Source organism: Streptomyces sp. AM8-1-1 (genome assembly GCF_032229325.1).
Classification (GTDB): domain Bacteria; phylum Actinomycetota; class Actinomycetes; order Streptomycetales; family Streptomycetaceae; genus Streptomyces; species Streptomyces achmelvichensis.
Map to the genome: position 1 here is coordinate 5,040,384 of NZ_CP135086.1, position 22,289 is coordinate 5,062,672.

Sequence of the window (22,289 nt, forward strand, 5' to 3'; positions counted from 1 at the left end):
GGTGTCCCTGCCGACGGAGCAGGGCCGCCGACGGCGACCGTGTCGTCACTCGCCAACCTGCCCCGCCGAGGGCTGTTTGCCAAGAGGGCCTGTGTCGCTGTCCAGAGTGTCAAACTTCCGGCCCCGGTTTTGTACACATACGGCTCATGACGGGCCCGGGGGGCGGGGCGATAGCCTTGACCCGTGATCAGCGCGATACGCCCTGGGGGCAGCGAAGCCCCCGGACTCCGCCCGGAGCGCCACAGCGCCCGGGCGATCACTGATCCCTTCGATCCGGGCCGATCGCCTCATTTGGCCGATTCCTGCTCGGACATCTCTCATCGCGGCATAACGTCGACTCCGACCGGACACCCCGCGTCGTGGCGTTGCGTCGCTTTTCCTACCTACGTCACGCAACGGCGCGCGACAGGAGCCAGAGGACATGCAGACCAAGCTGGACGAAGCCAAAGCCGAGCTGCTCGCACGGGCCGCACGGGTAGCTGAGAACAGCCCGGTCGGGGGGAACCTTCCGACTGGGGCCGAGCAGAAGCGACCGGACCGGGACACTCTGCTCACGTACCTCCAGCGCTACTACCTGCACACCGCACCGGAGGACCTTGCCGACCGCGACCCGGTCGATGTCTTCGGAGCGGCACTTTCCCACTTCCGCCTGGCCGAAAACCGCCCGCAGGGCACGGCCAACGTCCGGGTCAGCACCCCGACCGTGGAGGAGAACGGCTGGACGTGCAGCCACTCCGTGGTCGAGGTCGTCACCGACGACATGCCCTTCCTCGTCGACTCGGTCACCAACGAGCTCTCCCGGCAGAACCGCGGCATCCATGTCGTGATCCACCCGCAGGTCATCGTGCGCCGGGACCTCACCGGCAAGCTCATCGAGGTGCTGGCCGAGGAGTCCGCGCACAGCAAGAACCTGCCGCACGACGCGCTCATCGAGTCCTGGATCCACGTCGAGACCGACCGCGAGACCGACCGCGCGGACCTCAAGCAGATCACCGCCGATCTGCTCCGGGTGCTGTCCGACGTGCGCGAGACGGTCGAGGACTGGGAGAAGATGCGCGACGCCGCGCTGCGCATCGCCGACGAACTGCCCTCCGAGCCCACCGCCGACGACCTGCGCGACCAGGAGGTCGACGAGGCCCGCGAGCTGCTGCGCTGGCTCTCCGCCGACCACTTCACCTTCCTCGGCTACCGCGAGTACGAGCTCACCGAGAACGACGCGCTGGCCGCCGTGCCCGGCACCGGCCTCGGCATTCTGCGGTCCGACCCGCAGCACAGCGAGGACGAGGACCACCCGGTCAGCCCGTCGTTCAGCAAGCTGCCCGCCGACGCCCGCGCCAAGGCCCGTGAGCACAAGCTGCTGGTGCTGACGAAGGCCAACAGCCGTGCGACGGTGCACCGGCCGAGCTACCTCGACTACGTCGGTGTCAAGAAGTTCGACACCAAGGGCAACGTCATCGGTGAGCGCCGGTTCCTCGGCCTCTTCTCGTCCGCCGCGTACACCGAGTCGGTGCGCCGCGTCCCCGTTGTGCGCCGCAAGGTCGCCGAGGTCCTCGAGGGCGCCGGCTTCTCGCCGAACAGCCACGACGGCCGCGACCTGCTGCAGATCCTCGAGACCTACCCGCGCGACGAGCTGTTCCAGACGCCCGTCGACCAGCTGCGCTCGATCGTCACCAGCGTGCTCTACCTCCAGGAGCGCCGCCGGCTGCGGCTCTACCTGCGTCAGGACGAGTACGGCCGCTACTACTCGGCGCTGGTCTACCTGCCGCGCGACCGCTACACCACCGCGGTCCGGCTGCGCCTGATCGACATCCTCAAGGAGGAACTCGGCGGCAGCAGCGTCGACTTCACCGCGTGGAACACCGAGTCGATCCTCTCCCGCATCCACTTCGTCATCCGCGTCCCGTCCGGCACCGTGCTGCCGCACCTGACCGACGCCGACACGGAGCGCATCGAGGCCCGGCTCGTCGAGGCCGCGCGTTCGTGGTCCGACGGATTCGGCGAGGCGCTGAACGCCGAGGTCGGCGAGGAGCGCGCGGCCGAGCTGCTGCGCCGCTACGCCAACGCCTTCCCCGAGGGCTACAAGGCCGACCACTCGCCGCGCTCCGCCGTCGCCGACCTGGTGAACCTCGAGGAACTGGCGCGCTCTCCCAAGGACTTCGCCCTCTCCCTGTACGAGCCGGTCGGCGCGGGTCCCGGCGAGCGCCGCTTCAAGATCTACCGCAGTGGCGAGCAGGTCTCGCTCTCCGCGGTCCTGCCGGTGCTCCAGCGGCTCGGCTGCGAGGTCGTCGACGAGCGTCCGTACGAGCTGCGCTGCTCGGACCGCACGAGCGCGTGGATCTACGACTTCGGTCTGCGGATGCCGATGTCCTCCGGCAACGGCGACTACCTCGCCGACGACGCGCGTGAGCGGTTCCAGGACGCCTTCGCCGCCGTGTGGCAGGGCGAGGCCGAGAACGACGGCTTCAACTCGCTGGTGCTGGGCGCCGGGCTGAGCTGGCGGCAGGCCATGGTGCTGCGGGCGTACGCCAAGTACCTGCGCCAGGCCGGTTCGACCTTCAGCCAGGACTACATGGAGGACACCCTCCACACCAACGTCCACACCACCCGGCTGCTGATCTCCCTCTTCGAGGCACGGATGTCGCCGGGACGCCAGCGCGGCGGCACCGAGCTGACCGACGCGCTCCTGGAGGAGCTCGACGGCGCGCTCGACCAGGTCGCGAGCCTGGACGAGGACCGCATCCTGCGCTCCTTCCTCACCGTCATCAAGGCGACGCTGCGCACCAACTTCTTCCAGGAGGCGGCGGGCGGCACCCAGCACAGCTATGTGTCGATGAAGTTCGACCCGCAGGCCATCCCGGACCTGCCCGCGCCCCGGCCGGCGTACGAGATCTGGGTCTACTCCCCGCGGGTCGAGGGTGTGCACCTGCGCTTCGGCAAGGTCGCGCGCGGTGGTCTGCGCTGGTCCGACCGGCGGGAGGACTTCCGTACGGAGATCCTCGGTCTGGTCAAGGCGCAGATGGTGAAGAACACCGTCATCGTGCCGGTGGGTGCCAAGGGCGGCTTCGTGGCCAAGCAGCTCCCGGATCCGTCCGTGGACCGCGACGCCTGGCTCGCCGAGGGCATCGCCTCGTACAAGATGTTCATCTCGGCGCTGCTCGACATCACCGACAACATGGTCGCGGGCGAGGTCGTCCCGCCGGCCGACGTCGTACGCCACGACGAGGACGACACCTACCTCGTCGTCGCGGCCGACAAGGGCACCGCGTCGTTCTCCGACATCGCCAACGAGGTCGCGGTCGCGTACAACTTCTGGCTCGGTGACGCGTTCGCGTCCGGCGGCTCGGCCGGGTACGACCACAAGGGCATGGGCATCACCGCCCGCGGTGCCTGGGAGTCCGTCAAGCGGCACTTCCGCGAGCTGGGGCACGACACGCAGACCGAGGACTTCACGGTCGTCGGCGTCGGCGACATGTCCGGTGACGTCTTCGGCAACGGCATGCTGCTCAGTGAGCACATCCGGCTGATCGCGGCCTTCGACCACCGGCACATCGTCATCGACCCCGACCCGGACGCCGCCGTCTCCTACGCCGAGCGCCGCCGGCTGTTCGAGCTGCCGCGCTCCTCGTGGGCCGACTACAACAAGGACCTGCTGTCGGCGGGCGGCGGTATCCACCCCCGTTCCGCCAAGTCGATCCCGGTCAACGCGCAGATGCGTGCCGCTCTCGGCATCGAGGCGGGCATCACCAAGATGACGCCCGCCGAGCTGATGAAGGCGATCCTCCAGTCCCCCGTGGACCTGCTGTGGAACGGCGGCATCGGTACGTACGTCAAGGCCTCCACCGAGTCCAACGCGGACGTCGGCGACAAGGCCAACGACGCGATCCGGGTCAACGGCGAGGACCTGCGGGTCAAGGTGGTCGGCGAGGGCGGCAACCTGGGGCTCACCCAGCTCGGCCGTATCGAGTTCGACCGCAAGGGCGGCCCGGAGGGCGAGGGCGGCAAGGTCAACACCGATGCCATCGACAACAGCGCCGGCGTGGACACCTCCGACCACGAGGTGAACATCAAGATCCTGCTCAACGCCCTGGTGGCCGACGGCGACATGACCGTCAAGCAGCGCAACAAGCTGCTCGCCGAGATGACCGACGAGGTCGGCGCCCTGGTGCTGCGCAACAACTACGCGCAGAACACCGCCCTGTCGAACGCGGTCGCCCAGTCGCCGTCGCTGCTCCACGCCCACCAGCGCTTCATGCGGCGCTTGGAGCGGGCCGGTGCGCTGGACAGGCCGCTGGAGTTCCTGCCCACCGACCGGCAGATCCGTGAGCTGCTGAACAGCGGCCGGGGGCTCAGCCAGCCGGAGCTCGCGGTGCTGCTCGCCTACACCAAGATCACGGTGGCGGACGAGCTGATCAAGACGGATCTTCCGGACGACCCGTATCTGCGCCGGCTGCTGCACGCCTACTTCCCCCAGCCGCTGCGCGAGAAGTTCGGCGAGGCGATCGACGGTCACGCGCTGCGCCGCGAGATCGTGACGACGGTGCTGGTCAACGACACGGTGAACACCGGTGGTTCGACCTTCCTGCACCGTCTGCGGGAGGAGACCGGCGCATCGACCGAGGAGGTCGTGCGAGCCCAGACGGCGGCGCGCGAGATCTTCGGGCTGAGCGCGGTGTGGGATGCCGTCGAGGCGCTCGACAACAAGGTCGACGCCGGTGTCCAGACCCGGATCCGGCTCCACTCGCGGCGACTGGTCGAGCGGGGTACGCGCTGGCTGCTGGGCAACCGGCCGCAGCCGCTCGAACTGGCCGGGACCATCGACTTCTTCGCGGAGCGCGTCGAGCAGGTCTGGGCCGAGCTTCCGAAGATGCTCCGCGGCGCGGACCTGGAGTGGTACCAGGGCATCCTGGACGAGCTCACCGGCGAGGGTGTGCCCGAGGAGCTCGCGCTGCGGGTCGCCGGGTTCTCCTCGGCCTTCCCGACGCTCGACATCGTCGCGATCGCCGACCGCACGGAGAAGGAGCCGATGGCGGTCGCCGAGGTGTACTACGACCTCGCCGACCGGCTGCGGATCACCCAGCTGATGGACCGGATCATCGAGCTGCCGCGGGCCGACCGCTGGCAGTCCATGGCCCGTGCCTCCATCCGCGAGGACCTGTACGCGGCGCACGCGGCACTCACGGCGGACGTGCTCAGCGTGGGGAACGGCACCTCGACCCCCGAGGAGCGGTTCAAGGCGTGGGAGCAGAAGAACGCCGCGATCCTGGGCCGGGCGCGCACCACGCTGGAGGAGATCCAGAGCTCGGACACCTTCGACCTGGCGAACCTGTCGGTCGCGATGCGGACGATGCGCCAGCTGCTGCGTACGCACACCTAGGTCGTGTCCCCGGAGCATCGAACCGGAGCGCCCGTCACCCTCGTGGTGGCGGGCGCTCCGTCATGTGCGGGCCCCTCGAATGGTGCGGGCCCTCGGAGGCGCGCCCTCAGCCGGTGCGCCCTCCGAGATCGCGGACCCTCCGCTGCCGCGGGCCCTCAGAGATTGCGGCGGATGCGGCTCAGCCAGCCCGAGGACCGGGGGTCGTCGACCTTCGCACCCGTGGCCCGTTCCACCTTCGCCACCGCCGTGGCCAGGGGCTTCGGCAGCCATCCGCGGTAGTCCCCGGCGTCCCGTCCGCCCGTGCTGCCGCACAGCCGGGCTACCTCTGCGGCGGCGGGACGGTCCTCGGGACGCGCGGCCAGACAGGCCGCGAGCACCTCGCGCAGCGGCGCCGGGAAGGGGCCGAGGTCCGGCGGTTCGTGCTCGGTGCCCGCGATCCGGGTGGCGACGACGAGGCCGCCGCCCTCTCCGTACGGATGACGGCCCGACGCGGCCTCCGCGGCCACCAGACCGAGCGTGAAGACGTCGGATGCGGGCGTGACCTTCTTGCCCAGCGCGTGCTCGGGCGACATGTACTTCGGTGTGCCCACCATCCGGCCGATCGTGGTCAGCGTCGCCGTCCCGGCCGCCCGCGCGATGCCGAAGTCCAGCAGCCACGGCCCGTCCGCGGTCAGCAGCAGATTGGCCGGCTTGACGTCGCGGTGGACGACCCCCGCGCTGTGGACGACGTCCAGCGCGCAGGCCGCGCCCGCGGTCAGCCGGAGCACGGACGCCAGAGGTAGCGGTCCGTGTTCGGCGAGCGCTTCGTCCAGGGGCAGCCCGGGTACGTAACGGGTCGCCAGCCAGGGCCGTTCGGCGTCCGCGTCGTGGTCGAGCACGGGGACGACATGACGGCCGTGCACCCGGCGGGCGGCCTCGACCTCGCGGGCGAACCGTTTCCGGAAGTTCTCGCTCTGCGCGTGTTCGCGGCGGATCAGCTTGAGCGCGACCGGCCGGCCCTCGGGGGACCGGGTGAGGAAGACGGTCCCCATCCCGCCCTCGCCGATCCGCGCTTCGAGTACATAGCCGGCGATCTCCGCCGGGTCGTTCTCCCGCAGTGGTTCGAGCCCGTCACGACGCATCCGGCCCCCCAGAACGTGCCTGTGCACCTGCCGATGGCGTCCGGGAGCCTATCGCGAGGCCGTCGCCGTCCACAGGCGCCGACACGACAGGAGTGCCGCCGTGAGCAGCAGACCGTTGCGCAGCACCATGAGCACACAACCGAGCACGGTGCCGCCGAGCACGTCGTTGTAGAGCAGGGGATAGGCGAGCGCGCTCAGCACCGCCGCGGGCACCATCAGCAGCGCGACCGGCCGCTGGGTGGTGAACCGGGAGGTCAGACAGACCGCGGCCAGGCCGAGCAGCCAGATCATGTACTGCGGGCTGATGACGCGGCTGGTGACGGTGAACAGGAGCACGGCCGCGAAGGCCGCGTCGAAGGGGGTCGCGGGATTCCAGCGCCGCGCCTTCATCCGCCACCACACCAGCCAGCCGAAGGCGACGACGGTCAGCGCCAGCGATGCCGTCGCCACGCTCGACACATACGGGCCGATGAACTCGAACGCCCCGTACTGGTAGCGCACCGTCCCCGACCAGTCCGCGTGGCGCGCGAGCTGGAGCGCGGTGCCGCCGAGCGACTCGATCTGCACACCGCGGGCGCCCTGCTGCCGTACGAAGTCGAGGGTGTGGCTGAAGCCGATGGCGAGCGCCGCGAACAGGACGGCCGCGGCGGCCGCCGCGGAGAGCCAGGCCGAGCGTGTCGTTCGTCCGCGCGCGGTGCCGAGCACGGCCAGCAGCGGCCAGATCTTGATCATCGCGCCGATCCCGGCGAGCGCGCCGCCGAGGCGCGGGCGGGTGCGCACGGCGAGCAGGGCGAGCACGGCGACGGCGGTGACCGGGACGTCGTACCGGGCCAGCGGGACGTTCAGCAGCAGCGGCAGCGCGCACACCCACAGCCAGGCGCCGCGTACCCCCGCCCGGGCCAGCGCGACGGTGATGACCGCGTCGGACACCAGGACGAGGGCCACGAAGGCCTCGAAGTACGTCAGCCAGGGCAGCGGGCCCGGGGAGAGGAACACCAGGGCGGCGCCGGGCGGGTACTGCCAGGTGACGTCGTCCACGGGGAACGCCCCGTGGGCGAGTTGCTCGTACCAGCGCCGGTAGAGGGTGTGCACCTCGCCGGCCACACCGGTGTCGCCGAGGCGGTCGACGACCAGCAGGGCCAGCATGCCGAAGCGCGTGGCCACCCAGGTGAGGGCCAGCGCGAAGCTGTGCCGGGGGCCCAGTCGGCGTCCGGTACCGGGGCGGTTGTCCGCCAGTACCGGAGCCAGATGGTGGGCGGACGGGAGCGGGGCGATCCGATGGGGCGTCATCGGCGGGTACTTTAGCCTGATTTACATAGATTTCCCGCTATTTCTTGCTCTTGGCGAATGCCTCGTACGCCGCGACGACGTCCTTCGCCGGCCCGTCCATCCGCAGCGTGCCCGCCTCCAGCCACAGCGCCCGGTCGCAGGTGGCGGTGATGGTCCCGGTGCTGTGGCTGACCAGGAACACCGTGCCCGCCTCCTCGCGCAGCTCGTTGATCCGCTCCTGGCTGCGGCGCTGGAACTTGGCGTCGCCCGTGGCCAGTGCCTCGTCGATCAGCAGCACGTCGTGGCTCTTCGCGGCGGCGATGGAGAACCGCAGCCGGGCACCCATGCCGGAGGAGTACGTCCGCATGGGCAGCGTGATGAAGTCGCCCTTGTCGTTGATCCCGGAGAAGTCGACGATGTCGTCGTAGCGCTCGTGGACCTGTTCGCGGGACATGCCCATCGCGAGCCCGCCGAGGATCACGTTGCGCTCGCCGGTGAGGTCGCCCATCAGGGCGGCGTTCACGCCCAGCAGGGACGGCTGCCCCTGGGTGAACACCCTGCCGTCGGAGGGCGGCAGCAGGCCGGCGATCGCCTTGAGGAGCGTCGACTTCCCGGAGCCGTTGGAGCCGATCAGACCGACTGCCTCGCCCTTGTAGGCGGCGAAGCTGACGCCCTTGACCGCGTGCACCTCACGGATGCCGGGCGCGGACCTGCGGGAGATGATCCGGCTCATGGCGGTGGTGGCGCTGCCCTTGCCGGTGCGCCCGCCGTTCACCTTGTACTTCACGTGCACATCGTCGACGACGACGGTGGGGATCCGATCGGTCTGCTCAGCCACGGCCGTACTGCTCCTCAGCGTTCCAGAAGTACAGGAAGCCGCCCACTCCGAAGAGCACGGCCCAGCCGAGGGCGACGGCCCACACGTGCGGCGGCAGCTGGGACGCGGTGAAACTGTCGATGAGCGCGAAGCGCATCAGGTCGATGTAGACGGCGGCGGGGTTGCACTCCAGCGCCAGCAGCACCAGGTGCGGCAGGTGCTGGCCCTTCAGCACCGCCTGGATGCTCCACATCACGCCCGAGACGTACATCCAGGTGCGCAGCAGGAACGGCATCAGCTGGGCGATGTCGGGCGTCCGGGCCGCGAGACGGGCCATGACCATCGACAGGCCGGTGTTGAAGACCGCCTGCAGCAGCAGCGCGGGGACCGCCAGCAGCCAGCTGAACTTGGGGAACTCACCGAAGAACATCAGGATCACGACCAGCGCGCCCATCGAGAACAACAGCTGCTGGAGCTGTTGCAGCGCGAGCGCGATCGGCAGCGAGGCGCGCGGGAAGTGCAGCGCCCGGACGAGCCCGATGTTGCCGGAGATGGCACGGGTGCCCGTCATGATCGAGTTGGCCGTGAAGGTCCAGATGAAGACGCCGGTGACGAGGAACGGCACGAAGTCGGCCACATGGCGGCTCGTGCCGAGCAGTATCCCGAAGATGAAGTAGTAGACCGCGGCGTTGAGCAGCGGTGTCATCAGCTGCCACACCTGGCCGAGCTTCGCCTGGCTGTACTGGGCGGTGAGCCGCGCGGTCGCGAACGCCGTGATGAAGTGCCGGCGCGACCACAGCTGTCCGATGTACGCCCGGAGGGTCGGCCGCGCGCCGCTCACGGTGAGCCCGTGGCGGGCGGCGAGCTCGCTGAGGCCCTCCGCCGGTGGCGCGGGTGTGGAGATCGTCTGGCTGCTCACTCTGGTCGCTTTCGCCGGGGGCAGGACGGGGAAACGGTGCGCGCGACGGTACGGCAGCGATGGGACGGGTCCGTTTCGTCGCTACGGTGAGAGTAGGACCGATGTACGTTGCAACGCAACCGTTTCGTCGTCACCGGTATGCTCATGGTCATGACCACGGACCCGGGAACCCCACGACGTGCCCCCGCGGGAGCCGCAGTGCTCCGGGAGGACGTGACCGAAGCGATCCGCGCTGCCGTCTTCGAGGAGCTCGCCGCGGTCGGCTTCGCCCGTATGTCGATCGAGGGCATCGCGCGACGGGCGGGCGTCGGCAAGACCGCGGTCTACCGGCGGTGGAAGTCGAAGCTGTCGCTCGTGCTCGATCTGGTCTCCGCGCTCGCGACCCAGGGACTGCCTGCGCCGGCGACGGGCTCGCTGTACGGGGATGTGCGCGCCCTGCTGGAAGTGGCCTCGCACGCGCTGCGCCACCCGGTGGCCTCGCAGGTCATCCCCGACCTGCTGGTGGAGGCCGCGCGCCATCCGGAGATCTCGGACGCGATCAAGGCGGCGCTGCTGGACAGCCAGCAGGGGGTCGCGGCGGTGGTCGTGCGCGACGCGGTCGCCCGCGGCGAACTGCCCGCCTCCACCGACCCCGACAAGGCGCTGGACCTGATCGTGGGGCCGCTGTACTGGCGGCTGGTGGTCGTCAGGTCGGGGCTGCCGAAGGGGTATCTGGACGAGCTGGCGCGGGGAGCGGTGGCGGCGCTGAAGGCCTGAGTCCCTATCAGGCGAGGGCCCGCCACCTCGCGTGGCCGGGCTCGCGTGGCCGGGCCGCGTACGTAAGACCCGGGCCCGTCCGTACGACCCGGCCCGCTCCGTACGCGGAAGGGCCGGGCAGGTGATCCCCGCCCGGCCCCTCCCTCGTGCAGCGATGTCCTACTTCACCGCACCCGCCATCACGCCCGTCACGAACTGGCGCTGGAAGGCGAAGAAGACCGCCAGCGGGATGATCATCGAAACGAACGCTCCCGGCGCCAGCACATCGATGTTGTTGCCGAACTGCCGGACCTGGCGCTGGAGCGCCACCGTGATCGGCGCGCTCTCCGAGTCCGCGAAGATCAGCGCGACCAGCATGTCGTTCCAGACCCACAGGAACTGGAAGATGCCGAGCGAGGCGATCGCCGGACCGCCCAGCGGCATCACGACACGGGTGAACAGCCGGATCTCGCCCGCTCCGTCCAGCCGCGCCGCCTCCAGGAGCTCCCGGGGGATCTCCGCGAAGAAGTTCCGCAGCAGGAAGATCGCGAACGGCAGGCCGAACGCCACATGGAAGAGGATCACGCCGATCGTCGTCTCGAAGATGCCGATCTCGCCGAACAGCTTCGACACCGGCACCAGCGCGACCTGCACCGGGACGACCAGCAGGCCGACGACGGCCATGAACCACCAGTCGCGGCCGGGGAACTCCATCCAGGCGAAGGCGTAGCCGGCGAACGAGCCGATGATGACCACCAGCAGGGTCGCCGGGACCGTGATCATCACGCTGGCGAACAGCGAGTCGGTGATCGCCTCGTTCTGGAGCAGTTGCGAGTAGTTCTCGGTGGTCAGCTGCGCCGGCTCGGTGAACACCTTCCACCAGCCGCTCGCGCTGATGTCGGCGGGCCCGCGCAGCGACGAGATGAGCAGACCGAACGTCGGCATCAGCCAGAACAGGCCGATCAGGATCAGGAACACCCGCATCACGCTGCCGCCGGCGCCCGCCGCGAGCCGTGCCGCGAGGGACTGCTTCGCCTTCACCACACCGTCGGTCGTGGTCATCGGCGGCTCTCCCTTCGCATGCGCCGGATGTTGAACAACATCACCGGGATCACCAGCAACAGCAGCAGCACCGCGATCGCACTGCCCAGACCGAGATGGGAGTCCGTGCCGAACGAGGAGCGGTACAACTGCAGCGCCAGCACGTTCGCGTCGTCCTGGGCCGAGCCCGGCGCGATGATGAAGACCAGGTCGAAGATCTTCAGCACATTGATCATCAGCGTGACCAGCACGACCGCGAGCACCGGCGCCAGCAGCGGGACGGTGACACGGCGGAAGACCTGCCACTCCGTCGCGCCGTCGACCCGTGCCGCTTCGAGGAGTTCACGCGGCACACTGGCGAGACCCGCCGCGATGAGCACCATCGCGAAGCCCGCCCACATCCAGACGTAACTGCCGATGATGGCCGGGGTGACGAGAGTGGGGCCGAGCCAGTTGACGCCGTTGTACTGGCCCGCGAAGTTCGAGGCGGGCAGCCGCAGTTCGGCCCCCGCGGCGGATTCCGGCAGGCTGAACGTGCCGTCCGGACCGGCCCGCGTCGAGGCCACCACCTTGCCGTCCTTGACCGCCTCCACCTTCAGGCCGTCGAGCCCCAGTTCCTTGGCGTCGACCACGTTCGGCTTGCCGCCGCCGCCCCGGGTGAAGTCCAGCCAGGCCGTGCCGGTGATCTTCCCGTCCTCCGGCTCAGCCGCCTTGGCGGGCTTCGCGCCGTCGGGCATGTTCGCCGGTGCGACACCGACCAGCGGAAGGAGCGCCGGCTGCCCCGCGGTGACCGGGGCCTTCGTCACGAAGGAACCGCCACCGCCCGGCTTCAGCGGATGCACGGGCAGGGGGCGGGCGTTCGGATAGCCCGCCGACTCGGCGAAGGTGTCGTGCACGCCCACCCACACGGCGTTGGCCACGCCCCGGTCCGGGTCCTGCTCGTACACCAGCCGGAAGATGATGCCCGCGGCGAGCATCGAGATCGCCATCGGCATGAAGACGATCAGCTTGAACGCGGTGCCCCAGCGGACCCGTTCGGTGAGGACCGCGAAGATCAGCCCGAGCACCGTCGAGACCGTCGGGGCGACGACCACCCAGATCGCGTTGTTCTTGACCGCGGTGAGGATGGTGTCGTCGGTGAATATCTCCTGGTAGTTGTCGAGTCCGGCGAAGCCGGTCCCCGCCTGGTCGAAGAAGGACCGGTAGAGCGAGTACCCGATCGGGTAGACCACGAGCGCGCCCAGCAGCACCAGCGCGGGCAGCAGGAACGCCACCGCGACGGTCTTGCGTGTGCCGGTCACACTCTTGCGCCTGTCGGCGGGGGGCGTCGGCTCTGCCGCGCCCCCCGCTTTCGCAACGGTGGTCACCCGTCAGCTCTTGTACGCCTTGGCGGCGTCCGACTCCAGCTTCTGCTGGGCCCCTGCCACGTCCTTCGGGTTCTTGAGGAAGTCCTGGAGCGCCTTCCACTCACCCTTGCCGGGCGTACCGCCGAACGACTGCGGCATCTGGTCCGACATGTCGAAGCGGAAGTTGTCGCCCGCGGCGATCAGGGCCTTGGCGATGTCGCGCTGGACGTCGTTCGGATAGGCGGCCAGGTCCAGCGACTTGTTCGGCGAGATGAACCCGCCCGCGCCGGCCGAGATCTTTGCCGCGTCGGGCGAGGCCAGGAAGGTCAGCAGGGCCTGGGCGCCCTTGCTGTCCTTGAGGGCGACGGCCGCGTCGCCGCCCGTCACCACCGGCGCCTCGGTGCCGACGGCGGGGAACGGGAACACCTTCGCATCCGTGCCGATCTTCGCCTTCGTCTGCGCGATGTTGACCGAGACGAAGTCGCCCTCGAAGACCATCGCGCCCTTGGGCTGGTCACCGCCGGTGAACGTCTGGGTCACCGAGGCGGGGAACTCCGTTTGGAGCGCGCCGTCGGCGCCGCCCGCGATGAGATTCGGCTTGCCGAAGAGCTCGCCGAGCGTCGTCAGGGCCGTCTTCACCGACGGGTCGGTCCACTTGATCTTGTGCTGGGCGAGCTGGTCGTACTTCTCCGGGCCCGCCTGGGAGAGGTAGATGTTCTCGAACCAGTCGGTGAGCGTCCAGCCGTCTGCGCCGGCGACCGAGACCGGTGTGACGCCCGAGGCGGAGATCGTCTCGGCGACGGCGAGGAAGTCCTTCCAGGTCTTCGGCTCCTGCACGCCCGCGTTCTCGAAGGCGGTGTTGTTGTACCAGATCAGGGACTTGTTGGCGGCCTTGTAGTAGACGCCGTACTGCTCGCCGTTCACCTGGCCGAGCTTCTGCCAGCCGGCGGAGTAGTTCTTCGCCAGCTCCGCCTTCGCCTCCGCGGCGACGGGCTTGGCCCATTTGCGCTCCACGGCCTGCTGGATCGCGCCGACCTGCGGGAGCATGGCCACATCGGGAGGACTGCCGCCGGCGATCTTGGTGCCGAGGAAGTTGACGATCGGGTCCTGGGCGGGAACGAAGGTGACCGTGGCGCCGGTCCGCTTCTCGAACTCCTTGAGGACCTTGGTGAAGTTCTCCTGCTCGGGGCCGCTCCACACGGCGGCGACCTCCAGCTTCTCCCCGTTCAGCTTGGGGAGTTGGACCGAGGGCGCGGATTCGCCGGCCTTGCTCTCGTCCGGTTTCGCCTTGTCGTCGCCGCCCCCGCAGCCGGCGACGGCAAGGGCGCCGACAGCCGCGAAGATCACTGCGGCCTTGCTCGTACGAAGAGTTGTGCGCATCACTGCCCCGTCTCTCCCGTGCAATGTCCCGTTGACCGACAGGTGTACGCCCGGTCCACGGGTGTCGCAATACCGCACCCTTCGCCTTCGAGTCTTTCGTGATGCCCTTGTGACGTGATGTCCTGTCAAAGGGTGCAACCGGCCCGTCGTTCAGGGATGAGTACCCGTCGTTCAGGGATGAGCAGGGGAGAGCGGAGGCAGCGGCTCGGCATCCACCGATCGTGCCGCCCGCTCCAGAGCGCTCGCCAACAGGGCAAGATCCGTGGGGCCGTTGCCCAGTTCACGCACCGGGCGGCGGGTCGGCGGATCGCCCATGCGCTCCCACTCCAGCGGCACCACGGTGGGACGCAGCGTGGCCGTACGCGGAATGCGTCCCGTCACCCGGCCGCTCTGGAACGGCGTCACCCTGCCGTCCGGGTGCCCCAGCCTGCCCCGCCCCGGAGCCGGATCCTCCGGCCCGGCGGAAGCGGGCGGCGGGTCCAGCACGGCACGCAGCCGCGCACCTTGGGCCAGGTCGGTGTCGGCCGTGCGGTCGGGGCGTGCGGAGGTGGCCACCAGATGGATGCCGAGCCGCTCGCCGTCGCGGGCCACCGCCTCCAAGGCCCGTACGACCGAACCGGCGGCAGGACGGCCCGGGCTGCCGAGCGCCGGAGCCACCAGGGCGTCGAAGTCGTCGACCAGGACGATCAGCCGGGGCAGCGGTGCGGGCCCCTGCGCGGTGGCCGCGCGGCCGCCCGGGCGCAGCCGGAGCGTGCCACTGGAGGGGGAGTCGATGTCGCCGCGCTGTTCGGCGGCGCTCGGCGGGCGCGGGGACACCATCCGGTCCGCGACCTCCCGCCGGGTCTGCCACTCGGCGAAGCCCGTACTGCCGAGCAGTTCGGAACGGCGCTTCAGCTCCGCGCCCAGTGCCTGGGCGAAGGCCCGCATCCGGACGGGGTCGCTGGCGACCAGATGCTCGGTGACATGCGGCAGTTCCGTACAGGCCGCGAGGCCCTCGCCGCGCTCGCCGCCCGCGCCGTCGACCAGCAGCAGCCCCAGCCGGTCGGGACGGTCCGCCGCGGCGAGCGAGGCCGCGACCGACCGCAGCAGTTCGGTACGACCGCTGCCCGGCGGCCCCTCGATCAGCAGATGCGGGCCCTCTTCGGTGAGATCGACGGCCAGCGGTCCACGAGGGCTCGCGCCGAGCACCGCGGTGCTCTCGCCCTCCGAGGCCCAGCGCGTCATCAGGGAAGCGGGCGTCGCCCGGGCCAGCCCGAGCTCGTCGAGGAGGCGTGCCGTGCGGGGCAGCGGCGCCGCCCGGCCCGGCCGGGTGCCGGTGCCCTCGGCGCGCAGCGGGGCGAGCGCGCGACCGAAGCGCTCCGCCCAGGCGGCCGACACCGCGTCCACCGCGCCCACCGTGCCGTGGCCCGCCGGCTGCCCTCCCGCCGTACGCATCAGCCGCAGCGCGGTGGCCACATCACCGCTCAGCAGAGCGACGGCGCCGCACTCGCGGAAGGCGAGCGAGGCGGCGCACGCCGTCTCATAGGTGGCCGTCACCGGCGACAGCGGGGAGGCGGCGGGCGTCTCGGCCAGACAGATCAGATGGATTCCGGCGGCCCAGCCGGCGCCCGCGAGCCGTGCCGTCGTCTCCCGGAGCGCGGCCGAACCGGGGTCGCCGTCCACGATGACGATGGTGCGCGAGCCGTCGTGCCGCCCGGCCGCCTCGGTGAGGGCCGCCCGGTCGGCGCTCGGCCAGCCAGGGCCGAGCGGTCCGTCGTCCAGCCTGCGGGTGAGCTCGGCCGTACGGGCGGTGGCCTGGTCCCGGTCGTACGCCAGCAGCAGCCGGCAGTCCTGCCCGTGGGCGGGCCGCAGATGCGGGAGCCAGCCGAGCCAGGCCCAGTCGGCCCGGCGCTCCTGGAGGCTCCGCGCCCGGTCCGTGCTGATGAGCACGATCTCCAGGTCGGAGGGGGAGTGCAGCGCGGCGAGCTGAGCGACGGCCGATCTGGCGAGACCGGCCAGCCGCGCCCGGGGGCCGGCGAGTCCGAGGGAGCCGGCCTCCCGCAGCCCGACCGTCACCGGCACGGACGGGAGATCGGCACGGTCGGTGGTGCCGAGCCGCAGAACGAGGGACTCCGGGTGCTCCGGACCGCGCTCCCAGAGGCGCGAGCCGGGGCCGAGAGCGGTCAGCAGTACGGCGGCGGGGTCGGGCCAGCTCTCGACGACGGGCGCGGCGGCGGGCGGTGCTTCGGGCTCCGCGGCCATCTCGGCGGACACCTCTTCCCTGGCTCCGGCGAACCGCCGGGCCCAGGCGCCTATGCCTCGTTTGCGGGCGCCGCGGGCGGGCGCGCCCTGCCGGCTGTGGGCCTCGGGCGTCTCCGAGGCGCCGTCCTGGATCTCGGAGGCCCGGGAGTGCACGGCGTCGACCTGGCCCGGCTCACCGGCGGCGGTGCGGGCGGGGTCGTACTGGCCCGGGTCGTACTGGGGGGGGACGCGGGGCGCCGTGCCCTGCGGGCCGGCGGGACCCGTGTACGTGCCGTGGGCGGGCGTACTGGCGGTCGAACGGTCCGGTGTCTGTCCGGGCGGATACGGGCCACCCGGCAGATGCTCGACCCGGCCCGGGCCCGCGGGACCGCCCGGGCCCGGCCGGTCCCCGGGGGCGCTGCCCGTCGCGCGGTCTCCGTGCCGCCCGCCGTCCGCGGACGACCCGGCATCCGGCGTCCGGGCGTCGTGCTTCCCGGCGCCGTACATACGGTGCGCGTCCGTGGCAGCCGGCGTGCCGGGGCCGTCCCCACCCGGCAGGTCCGTACCCTCCGCCATGTCGATGCGGCGAACCCGCAGATGCCCTTCGCCGTCCGGGGCCGTCGGCAGCGCCGGAGTGCGGTCGCCGTGGGTGAGGCGGAGCGTCGATTCGCCCAGGCGCAGCAGCGCACCCGCGGGCAGCCGCACCGGGCGGGAACCGACCGCGGTGCCGTCCAGCGTCGTGCCGTTCGTCGAGCCCAGGTCCGCCACGGTGACCCGGCCGTCCTCCGCCACCGTCACCGCGCAGTGCAGCCGGGAGACGTCGGGGTCGTCCAGCGGCACGTCCGCCTCCGCCGAGCGGCCGATGCTGATGCGGCCGCCGTGGAGGAGGTGCACACCGCCCGCGTCGGGGCCGGCCACGACCTGGAGCTGCGCCGCGGAGTCCGTCACGGGCGGCTCGTCGTCGCCGGGGACCTGGAGCGAGAGCACAGCACCGTCCACCAGGGGCGGCTCGCCGAGGGTGCGGCGCTGGGTGTCGAGGCGCTCCTGGCCCGCGTAGAGAACGATGGTGCCCGAGACGTCCGGGCCCGCGACGGCGGCCGCGAGATCGGAGGCGACGGCGGCGAGCGCCGTCCCGGACGGCGCGGTGATCAGCACGTCGCACGAGCGCGCGGCAGGGACACGTCCCGCAGACGCGGGCCCCGCGGCCGCGGACTGCCCGCCGCGCGGTGCGAGAACGGTCAGCCGGATCTGCATGGCCGTCAGCAATCCCTTCTGCGCAGGGTGCCCGGCAGGGGTGCCGCCTGTGATCGCCCCCACCCGGCAGGTCGGCACGGACCACAGAGCTCCCGCCCCCACGGCGCCGTGCTGAGGGCATCCTCGCACCTGCCACTGACAACACGCCCGGGTACCGCTCACAAGTGATCTTGATTGGTCCGCTCCGGACGGAAAAATGCCTGGTTGGGTACGGATCCGGAACCGCCGTGATGTGTGCGGCACGGCCGTTCGGCAACCATCCGTACGATGCGCACGTCTTTCCCTCGAACACCGCCGGGACATCGGCGGAGCAAGACAACCGGACGGTGCCCCGTTCGGCGGCATTAAAGTGGGTCGGAAACCCGGGCGGAGGGACAGTGGCCCGGGATCATGCAAGGACCACGATCAGCAGGGAGCACATGACGTGCGGCCGGTAGGCAGCAAGTACCTGCTCGAGGAGCCACTCGGGCGCGGGGCCACGGGCACCGTCTGGCGGGCCAGCCAGCGGGAGACCGCGGGCGCCGAGGCGGCCGTGCCCGGCCAGCCGGGCGAGACCGTGGCGATCAAGGTCCTCAAGGAGGAGCTGGCGAACGACGCGGACGTGGTGATGCGCTTCCTGCGCGAGCGCTCCGTCCTGCTCCGCCTGACCCACCCGAACATCGTGCGGACGCGCGACCTGGTCGTCGAGGGCGATCTGCTCGCCCTGGTCATGGACCTGGTCGACGGCCCCGACCTGCACCGCTATCTCCGCGACAACGGCCCGTTCACCCCGGTCGCCGCCGCACTGCTGACCGCCCAGATCGCGGACGCCCTCGCCGCCAGCCACGCCGACGGCGTGGTCCACCGGGACCTCAAGCCCGCGAACGTCCTGCTGAAGACGGACATCGACGGCCAGATGCACCCGATGCTGACCGACTTCGGTATCGCGCGCCTCGCGGACTCCCCGGGCCTGACCCGTACGCACGAGTTCGTCGGCACGCCCGCCTATGTCGCGCCCGAGTCCGCCGAGGGCCGTCCGCAGACCTCCGCCGTCGACATCTACGGCGCGGGCATCCTGCTCTACGAGCTGGTCACCGGCCGGCCCCCGTTCGCGGGCGGCAGTGCCCTGGAGGTGCTGCACCGCCACCTCAGCGAGGAGCCGCGCCGCCCCACCACCGTTCCCGAGCCGCTGTGGACGGTCATAGAGCGCTGTCTGCGCAAGGAGCCGTCCCAGCGTCCGAGCGCCGAGAACCTCGCCCGCGGGCTGCGCACCGTCGCCGCCGGCATCGGTGTGCACTCCTCCTCCGCGCAGGTCGAGGCCGCGCTCGGCGTCGCCGCCCTGCTCGGCCCCGACCCGGATCCGGCACACGTCCCGGGCACCCCGGGCTCGGCCGACCCGACGCAGGTGCTGCCCACCAACGCCGGTTCGTACGACCCGAACGCCGCGACCAGCGTGATGCAGCAGACCGGTCCCGGCCAGGGCCAGGGCCCCGACCCGACCTCGGTGATGCCTCCCGTGCCGCCGGGCAACGACCCGAACCACCCCTGGCAGTCCCAGCTCCAGGCCGCCCGCGACCGCAGCGAGCAGACACAGGTCCAGTACATCGACCCGAGCCAGGACCCGCTGCGGCGCCGTCCGCAGCGTCAGCAGCAGCGGCCCCAGCAGCCGCAGCACCCGCAACAGGGGTACCCGCCGCAGCCGCAGCGCCCCCAGCCCCAGCCTCAGCAGCCGCGGCAGAGCAGGCGGCAGGCCCGGCAGCAGCCACCGCCCCAGCAGCAGCAGTACGCGCCGCAGCCCTACGCGCCTCCGCAGCCGCCGCAGCCCACCCCGCGCCAGCCCCGGCAGCGCAGCGCCAATCCGATGCGCATCCCGGGTCTGGGCTGCCTCAAGGGCTGTCTGTTCTCGGTGATCCTGATCGTGGTCGCGGGCTGGCTCGTCTGGGAGCTGACCCCGCTGCAGGGCTGGATCGCGGAGGGCAAGAGCTACTGGAGCGCGATCGGCGACGGCATCTCGAAGGTGTCGGACTGGATCTCCGACCTCGGCGGTTCCGACCCGGGCGCCGGGCCTCAGGACCCAGGCGGACAGTAGCCACTGCACGACTCGGTGGCTTTGTCAGCTTTGTTGACTTCTTCGGGCAGTTTTCCCCCGTAGAAGTGAAGGTTGGCGGCATCCGGGGCCCACAGGCCCCGGATCCCCGCGTACGTTACTCAGGTGTGCCTCGCGTGTCCCCGCGGTCACGGTGCCCGGCCCGCTTTCCGGCCGGGGGTCCGGGGGTCGCCCCCCGGGCGGACACAGTGGGCAACGCCAGCCGCTGAGGGAGCAGTCTTGGCACGGAATATCGGCAGCCGCTACACGGCCCACCAGATCCTCGGGCGGGGCAGCGCCGGGACGGTGTGGGCGGGCGAGGGACCCGAGGGTCCCGTCGCCATCAAGCTGTTGCGCGAGGACCTGGCGTCGGACCAGGAACTCGTCGGGCGCTTCGTGCAGGAGCGCACGGCCCTGCTCGGCCTCGACCACCCCCGGATCGTCGGCGTCCGCGACCTCGTCGTCGACGGGAACGATCTCGCGCTCGTCATGGACCTCGTACGCGGCACCGATCTGCGCACCCGCCTCGACCGGGAGCGCCGGCTCGCCCCCCAGGCCGCGGTCGCGATCATCGCGGACGTCGCCGACGCGCTGGCCGTGGCGCACGCCGCCGGCATCGTGCACCGCGACGTCAAGCCGGAGAACATCCTGCTCGACATGGAGGGCCCGCTCGGACCCGCGGGCTCCCACCCGGCCCTGCTGACCGACTTCGGCGTCGCCAAGCTCATCGACACCCCGCGGCGCACCAAGGCGTCCCGCATCATCGGCACCCCGGACTATCTGGCGCCCGAGATCGTCGAGGGCCTGCCGCCGCGCGCCGCCGTCGACATCTACGCCCTCGCGACCGTGCTGTACGAACTCCTCGCCGGCTTCACCCCCTTCGGCGGCGGTCACCCCGGCGCGGTCCTGCGCCGCCATGTCACCGAGACCGTCGTCCCCCTCCCGGGTATCCCCGACGAGTTGTGGCAGCTCATCAACCAGTGCCTGGCCAAGGCGCCCGCGTCACGGCTGCGCGCCTCCGAGGTCGGCGCCCGGCTGCGCGAACTCCAGCCGATGCTGGCGGGCATGCCGCCCCTCGACGTCGACGAACCCGACGCCGAACCGCAGGCGGAGCCGTACGAGGACGAGACCCCGGCCGCACCCGGTGAGGTGCGCCGCCGTGGCGCCGTACCGCTCGTGCCCGGCGCGGCGCCCGCGGACTCCAACCGCGACACCCACACCTCGATGCGGGTACCGGCTCCGGACGAGCTCGCCGGCGGCGCCCGCGGCACGGCGCGCGCCCCCCGCACACCCGGCCAGCGCCGACCGGGATCGGCCCGCCACAAGTCCGAGACCGTCCGCAAGCGGCGCATCGTCCTCGGGATCGCCGCAGTGGTGGTCGCGGCCGCGCTGGGCGTCGGCGGCTGGCTGGCGACGAGCGGCGGCGACTCGGAGGTCTCCCCGCAGGACTCCCAGCAGTCGGTACCGGCGGAACCGTAGGCCGGAACCCACGGAACCGTAGGCCGGAACCCTAGGGGGTCGGGCTCTCGCGCCCAGCCGTTACGCTGGACCCGTGGCAGTCGTCGATGTATCCGAAGAGCTGAAGTCCCTCTCCTCGACCATGGGGTCGATCGAGGCCGTCCTGGACCTCGACAGGATGAGGGCAGATATTGCCGTGCTCGAGGAGCAGGCCGCCGCCCCGTCCCTGTGGGACGACCCGGAGGCGGCGCAGAAGATCACGAGCAAGCTCTCGCACCTCCAGGCCGAGCTCCGCAAGACCGAGGCCCTCCGCGGTCGTATCGACGACCTGGCCGTGCTCTTCGAGCTCGCCGAGGCCGAGGACGACGCGGACACCCTCGCCGAGGCGGAGTCCGAGCTGACCGACGTCCGCAAGGCGCTGGACGAGATGGAGGTCCGCACCCTCCTCTCCGGCGAGTACGACGAGCGCGAGGCGCTGGTCAACATCCGCGCCGAGGCGGGCGGCGTCGACGCGTCCGACTTCGCCGAGCGTCTCCAGCGGATGTATCTGCGCTGGGCCGAGCGCCACGGGTACGGCACGGAGGTCTACGAGACCTCGTACGCGGAAGAGGCCGGCATCAAGTCGACCACCTTCGTCGTCAAGGCGCCGTACGCCTACGGCACGCTCTCCGTCGAGCAGGGCACCCACCGCCTCGTGCGCATCTCGCCGTTCGACAACCAGGGCCGCCGCCAGACGTCCTTCGCGGGCGTCGAGGTGCTGCCGGTGGTCGAGAAGACGGACCACATCGAGATCGATGAGTCCGAGCTGCGCGTGGACGTGTACCGGGCGTCCGGCCCCGGCGGCCAGGGCGTCAACACCACGGACTCCGCGGTGCGCCTGACCCACGTCCCCACCGGCATCGTCGTCTCCTGCCAGAACGAGCGCTCGCAGATTCAGAACAAGGCGAGCGCGATGAACGTCCTCCAGGCGAAGCTCCTCGAGCGCCGCCGCCAGGAGGAGCAGGCCAAGATGGACGCGCTCAAGGGCGACGGCGGCAACTCCTGGGGAAACCAGATGCGTTCGTACGTCCTGCACCCGTACCAGATGGTCAAGGACCTGCGTACGGAGTTCGAGGTGGGCAACCCGCAGGCGGTCCTGGACGGCGAGATCGACGGCTTCCTGGAGGCGGGCATCCGCTGGCGCAAGCAGGGCGAGAAGTAGACGCGCACACTGCGTCGGGAAGGTGCCGGGCCCCATGGGGCCCGGCACACTCGGGTTGCTGGAGACACACGTGACGGGTGATTTCCTGG

At 71.2% G+C, this 22,289-nt stretch carries 13 protein-coding genes; 5 read left to right on the forward strand and 8 right to left on the reverse strand.

The window, feature by feature from the left end:
- Window positions 1–421 precede the first annotated feature (421 nt).
- Entirely contained in the window at window positions 422–5,374 is a 4,953-nt protein-coding gene (locus RPQ07_RS22730; protein ID WP_313946017.1) for an NAD-glutamate dehydrogenase, read from the forward strand.
- 155 nt (window positions 5,375–5,529) lie between these two features.
- Here RPQ07_RS22730 and RPQ07_RS22735 read toward each other — a convergent pair whose 3' ends face one another.
- From RPQ07_RS22735 to RPQ07_RS22750, 4 genes are read right to left on the reverse strand one after another with little or no spacing between them, the layout of a single operon-like run.
- On the reverse strand, window positions 5,530–6,495 hold the full coding sequence (locus RPQ07_RS22735) for a serine/threonine-protein kinase (protein WP_313946018.1): 966 nt from the start codon (window positions 6,493–6,495) through the stop codon (window positions 5,530–5,532).
- Between the two features lie 48 nt (window positions 6,496–6,543).
- Window positions 6,544–7,785 carry a glycosyltransferase family 87 protein gene (locus RPQ07_RS22740; RefSeq protein WP_313946019.1) on the reverse strand — a complete coding sequence of 414 codons (1,242 nt, stop codon included), beginning with the start codon at window positions 7,783–7,785 and terminating at the stop codon, window positions 6,544–6,546.
- A 37-nt stretch (window positions 7,786–7,822) separates the two neighbouring features.
- Entirely contained in the window at window positions 7,823–8,602 is a 780-nt protein-coding gene (locus RPQ07_RS22745) for an ABC transporter ATP-binding protein (protein ID WP_313946020.1), read from the reverse strand.
- Window positions 8,595–9,500: an ABC transporter permease gene (locus RPQ07_RS22750; protein ID WP_313946021.1), complete on the reverse strand. Its 906-nt coding sequence runs from the start codon at window positions 9,498–9,500 to the stop codon at window positions 8,595–8,597. Before RPQ07_RS22750 ends, RPQ07_RS22745 begins: the two co-directional genes overlap by 8 nt.
- Window positions 9,501–9,638: 138 nt before the next feature.
- On the opposite strand from RPQ07_RS22750, the gene RPQ07_RS22755 reads away from it, so the two are divergent.
- A complete protein-coding gene (locus RPQ07_RS22755; protein WP_313948987.1) occupies window positions 9,639–10,256 on the forward strand; it encodes a TetR/AcrR family transcriptional regulator in 618 nt (205 codons plus the stop codon).
- 159 nt (window positions 10,257–10,415) lie between these two features.
- Here RPQ07_RS22755 and RPQ07_RS22760 read toward each other — a convergent pair whose 3' ends face one another.
- From RPQ07_RS22760 to RPQ07_RS22775, 4 genes are all read right to left on the reverse strand, one after another.
- Entirely contained in the window at window positions 10,416–11,297 is an 882-nt protein-coding gene (locus RPQ07_RS22760; RefSeq protein WP_313946022.1) for a carbohydrate ABC transporter permease, read from the reverse strand.
- A complete protein-coding gene (locus RPQ07_RS22765; protein ID WP_413777767.1) occupies window positions 11,294–12,577 on the reverse strand; it encodes a carbohydrate ABC transporter permease in 1,284 nt (427 codons plus the stop codon). Before RPQ07_RS22765 ends, RPQ07_RS22760 begins: the two co-directional genes overlap by 4 nt.
- 69 nt (window positions 12,578–12,646) lie before the next feature.
- On the reverse strand, window positions 12,647–14,002 hold the full coding sequence (locus RPQ07_RS22770) for an ABC transporter substrate-binding protein (protein ID WP_313946024.1): 1,356 nt from the start codon (window positions 14,000–14,002) through the stop codon (window positions 12,647–12,649).
- Window positions 14,003–14,173: 171 nt separating this feature from the next.
- Window positions 14,174–17,476, reverse strand: a complete 3,303-nt coding sequence (locus RPQ07_RS22775; RefSeq protein ID WP_313946025.1) for an FHA domain-containing protein — start codon at window positions 17,474–17,476, stop codon at window positions 14,174–14,176.
- A gap of 424 nt (window positions 17,477–17,900) precedes the next feature.
- Here RPQ07_RS22775 and RPQ07_RS22780 point away from each other — a divergent pair, with 424 nt between their 5' ends.
- The 3 genes from RPQ07_RS22780 to prfB all read left to right on the forward strand — a co-directional run bounded on the left by RPQ07_RS22780 (window position 17,901) and on the right by prfB (window position 22,200).
- Entirely contained in the window at window positions 17,901–19,544 is a 1,644-nt protein-coding gene (locus tag RPQ07_RS22780; protein WP_313946026.1) for a serine/threonine-protein kinase, read from the forward strand.
- Between the two features lie 237 nt (window positions 19,545–19,781).
- A complete protein-coding gene (locus tag RPQ07_RS22785; RefSeq protein WP_313946027.1) occupies window positions 19,782–21,020 on the forward strand; it encodes a serine/threonine-protein kinase in 1,239 nt (412 codons plus the stop codon).
- A gap of 73 nt (window positions 21,021–21,093) precedes the next feature.
- Complete coding sequence (prfB, locus tag RPQ07_RS22790) at window positions 21,094–22,200, forward strand: peptide chain release factor 2 (RefSeq protein WP_313946028.1); 1,107 nt, start codon at window positions 21,094–21,096, stop codon at window positions 22,198–22,200.
- Window positions 22,201–22,289: the final 89 nt, after the last annotated feature.

Bases quoted from the DNA above. Each gene is read 5' to 3' on its own strand.
- RPQ07_RS22730 (WP_313946017.1), top strand. From the start codon at position 422: ATGCAGACCAAGCTGGACGAAGCCAAAGCCGAGCTGCTCGCACGGGCC.
- RPQ07_RS22735 (WP_313946018.1), bottom strand. From the start codon at position 6,495: ATGCGTCGTGACGGGCTCGAACCACTGCGGGAGAACGACCCGGCGGAG.
- RPQ07_RS22740 (WP_313946019.1), bottom strand. From the start codon at position 7,785: ATGACGCCCCATCGGATCGCCCCGCTCCCGTCCGCCCACCATCTGGCT.
- RPQ07_RS22755 (WP_313948987.1), top strand. From the start codon at position 9,639: ATGCTCATGGTCATGACCACGGACCCGGGAACCCCACGACGTGCCCCC.
- RPQ07_RS22760 (WP_313946022.1), bottom strand. From the start codon at position 11,297: ATGACCACGACCGACGGTGTGGTGAAGGCGAAGCAGTCCCTCGCGGCA.
- RPQ07_RS22770 (WP_313946024.1), bottom strand. From the start codon at position 14,002: ATGCGCACAACTCTTCGTACGAGCAAGGCCGCAGTGATCTTCGCGGCT.
- RPQ07_RS22775 (WP_313946025.1), bottom strand. From the start codon at position 17,476: ATGCAGATCCGGCTGACCGTTCTCGCACCGCGCGGCGGGCAGTCCGCG.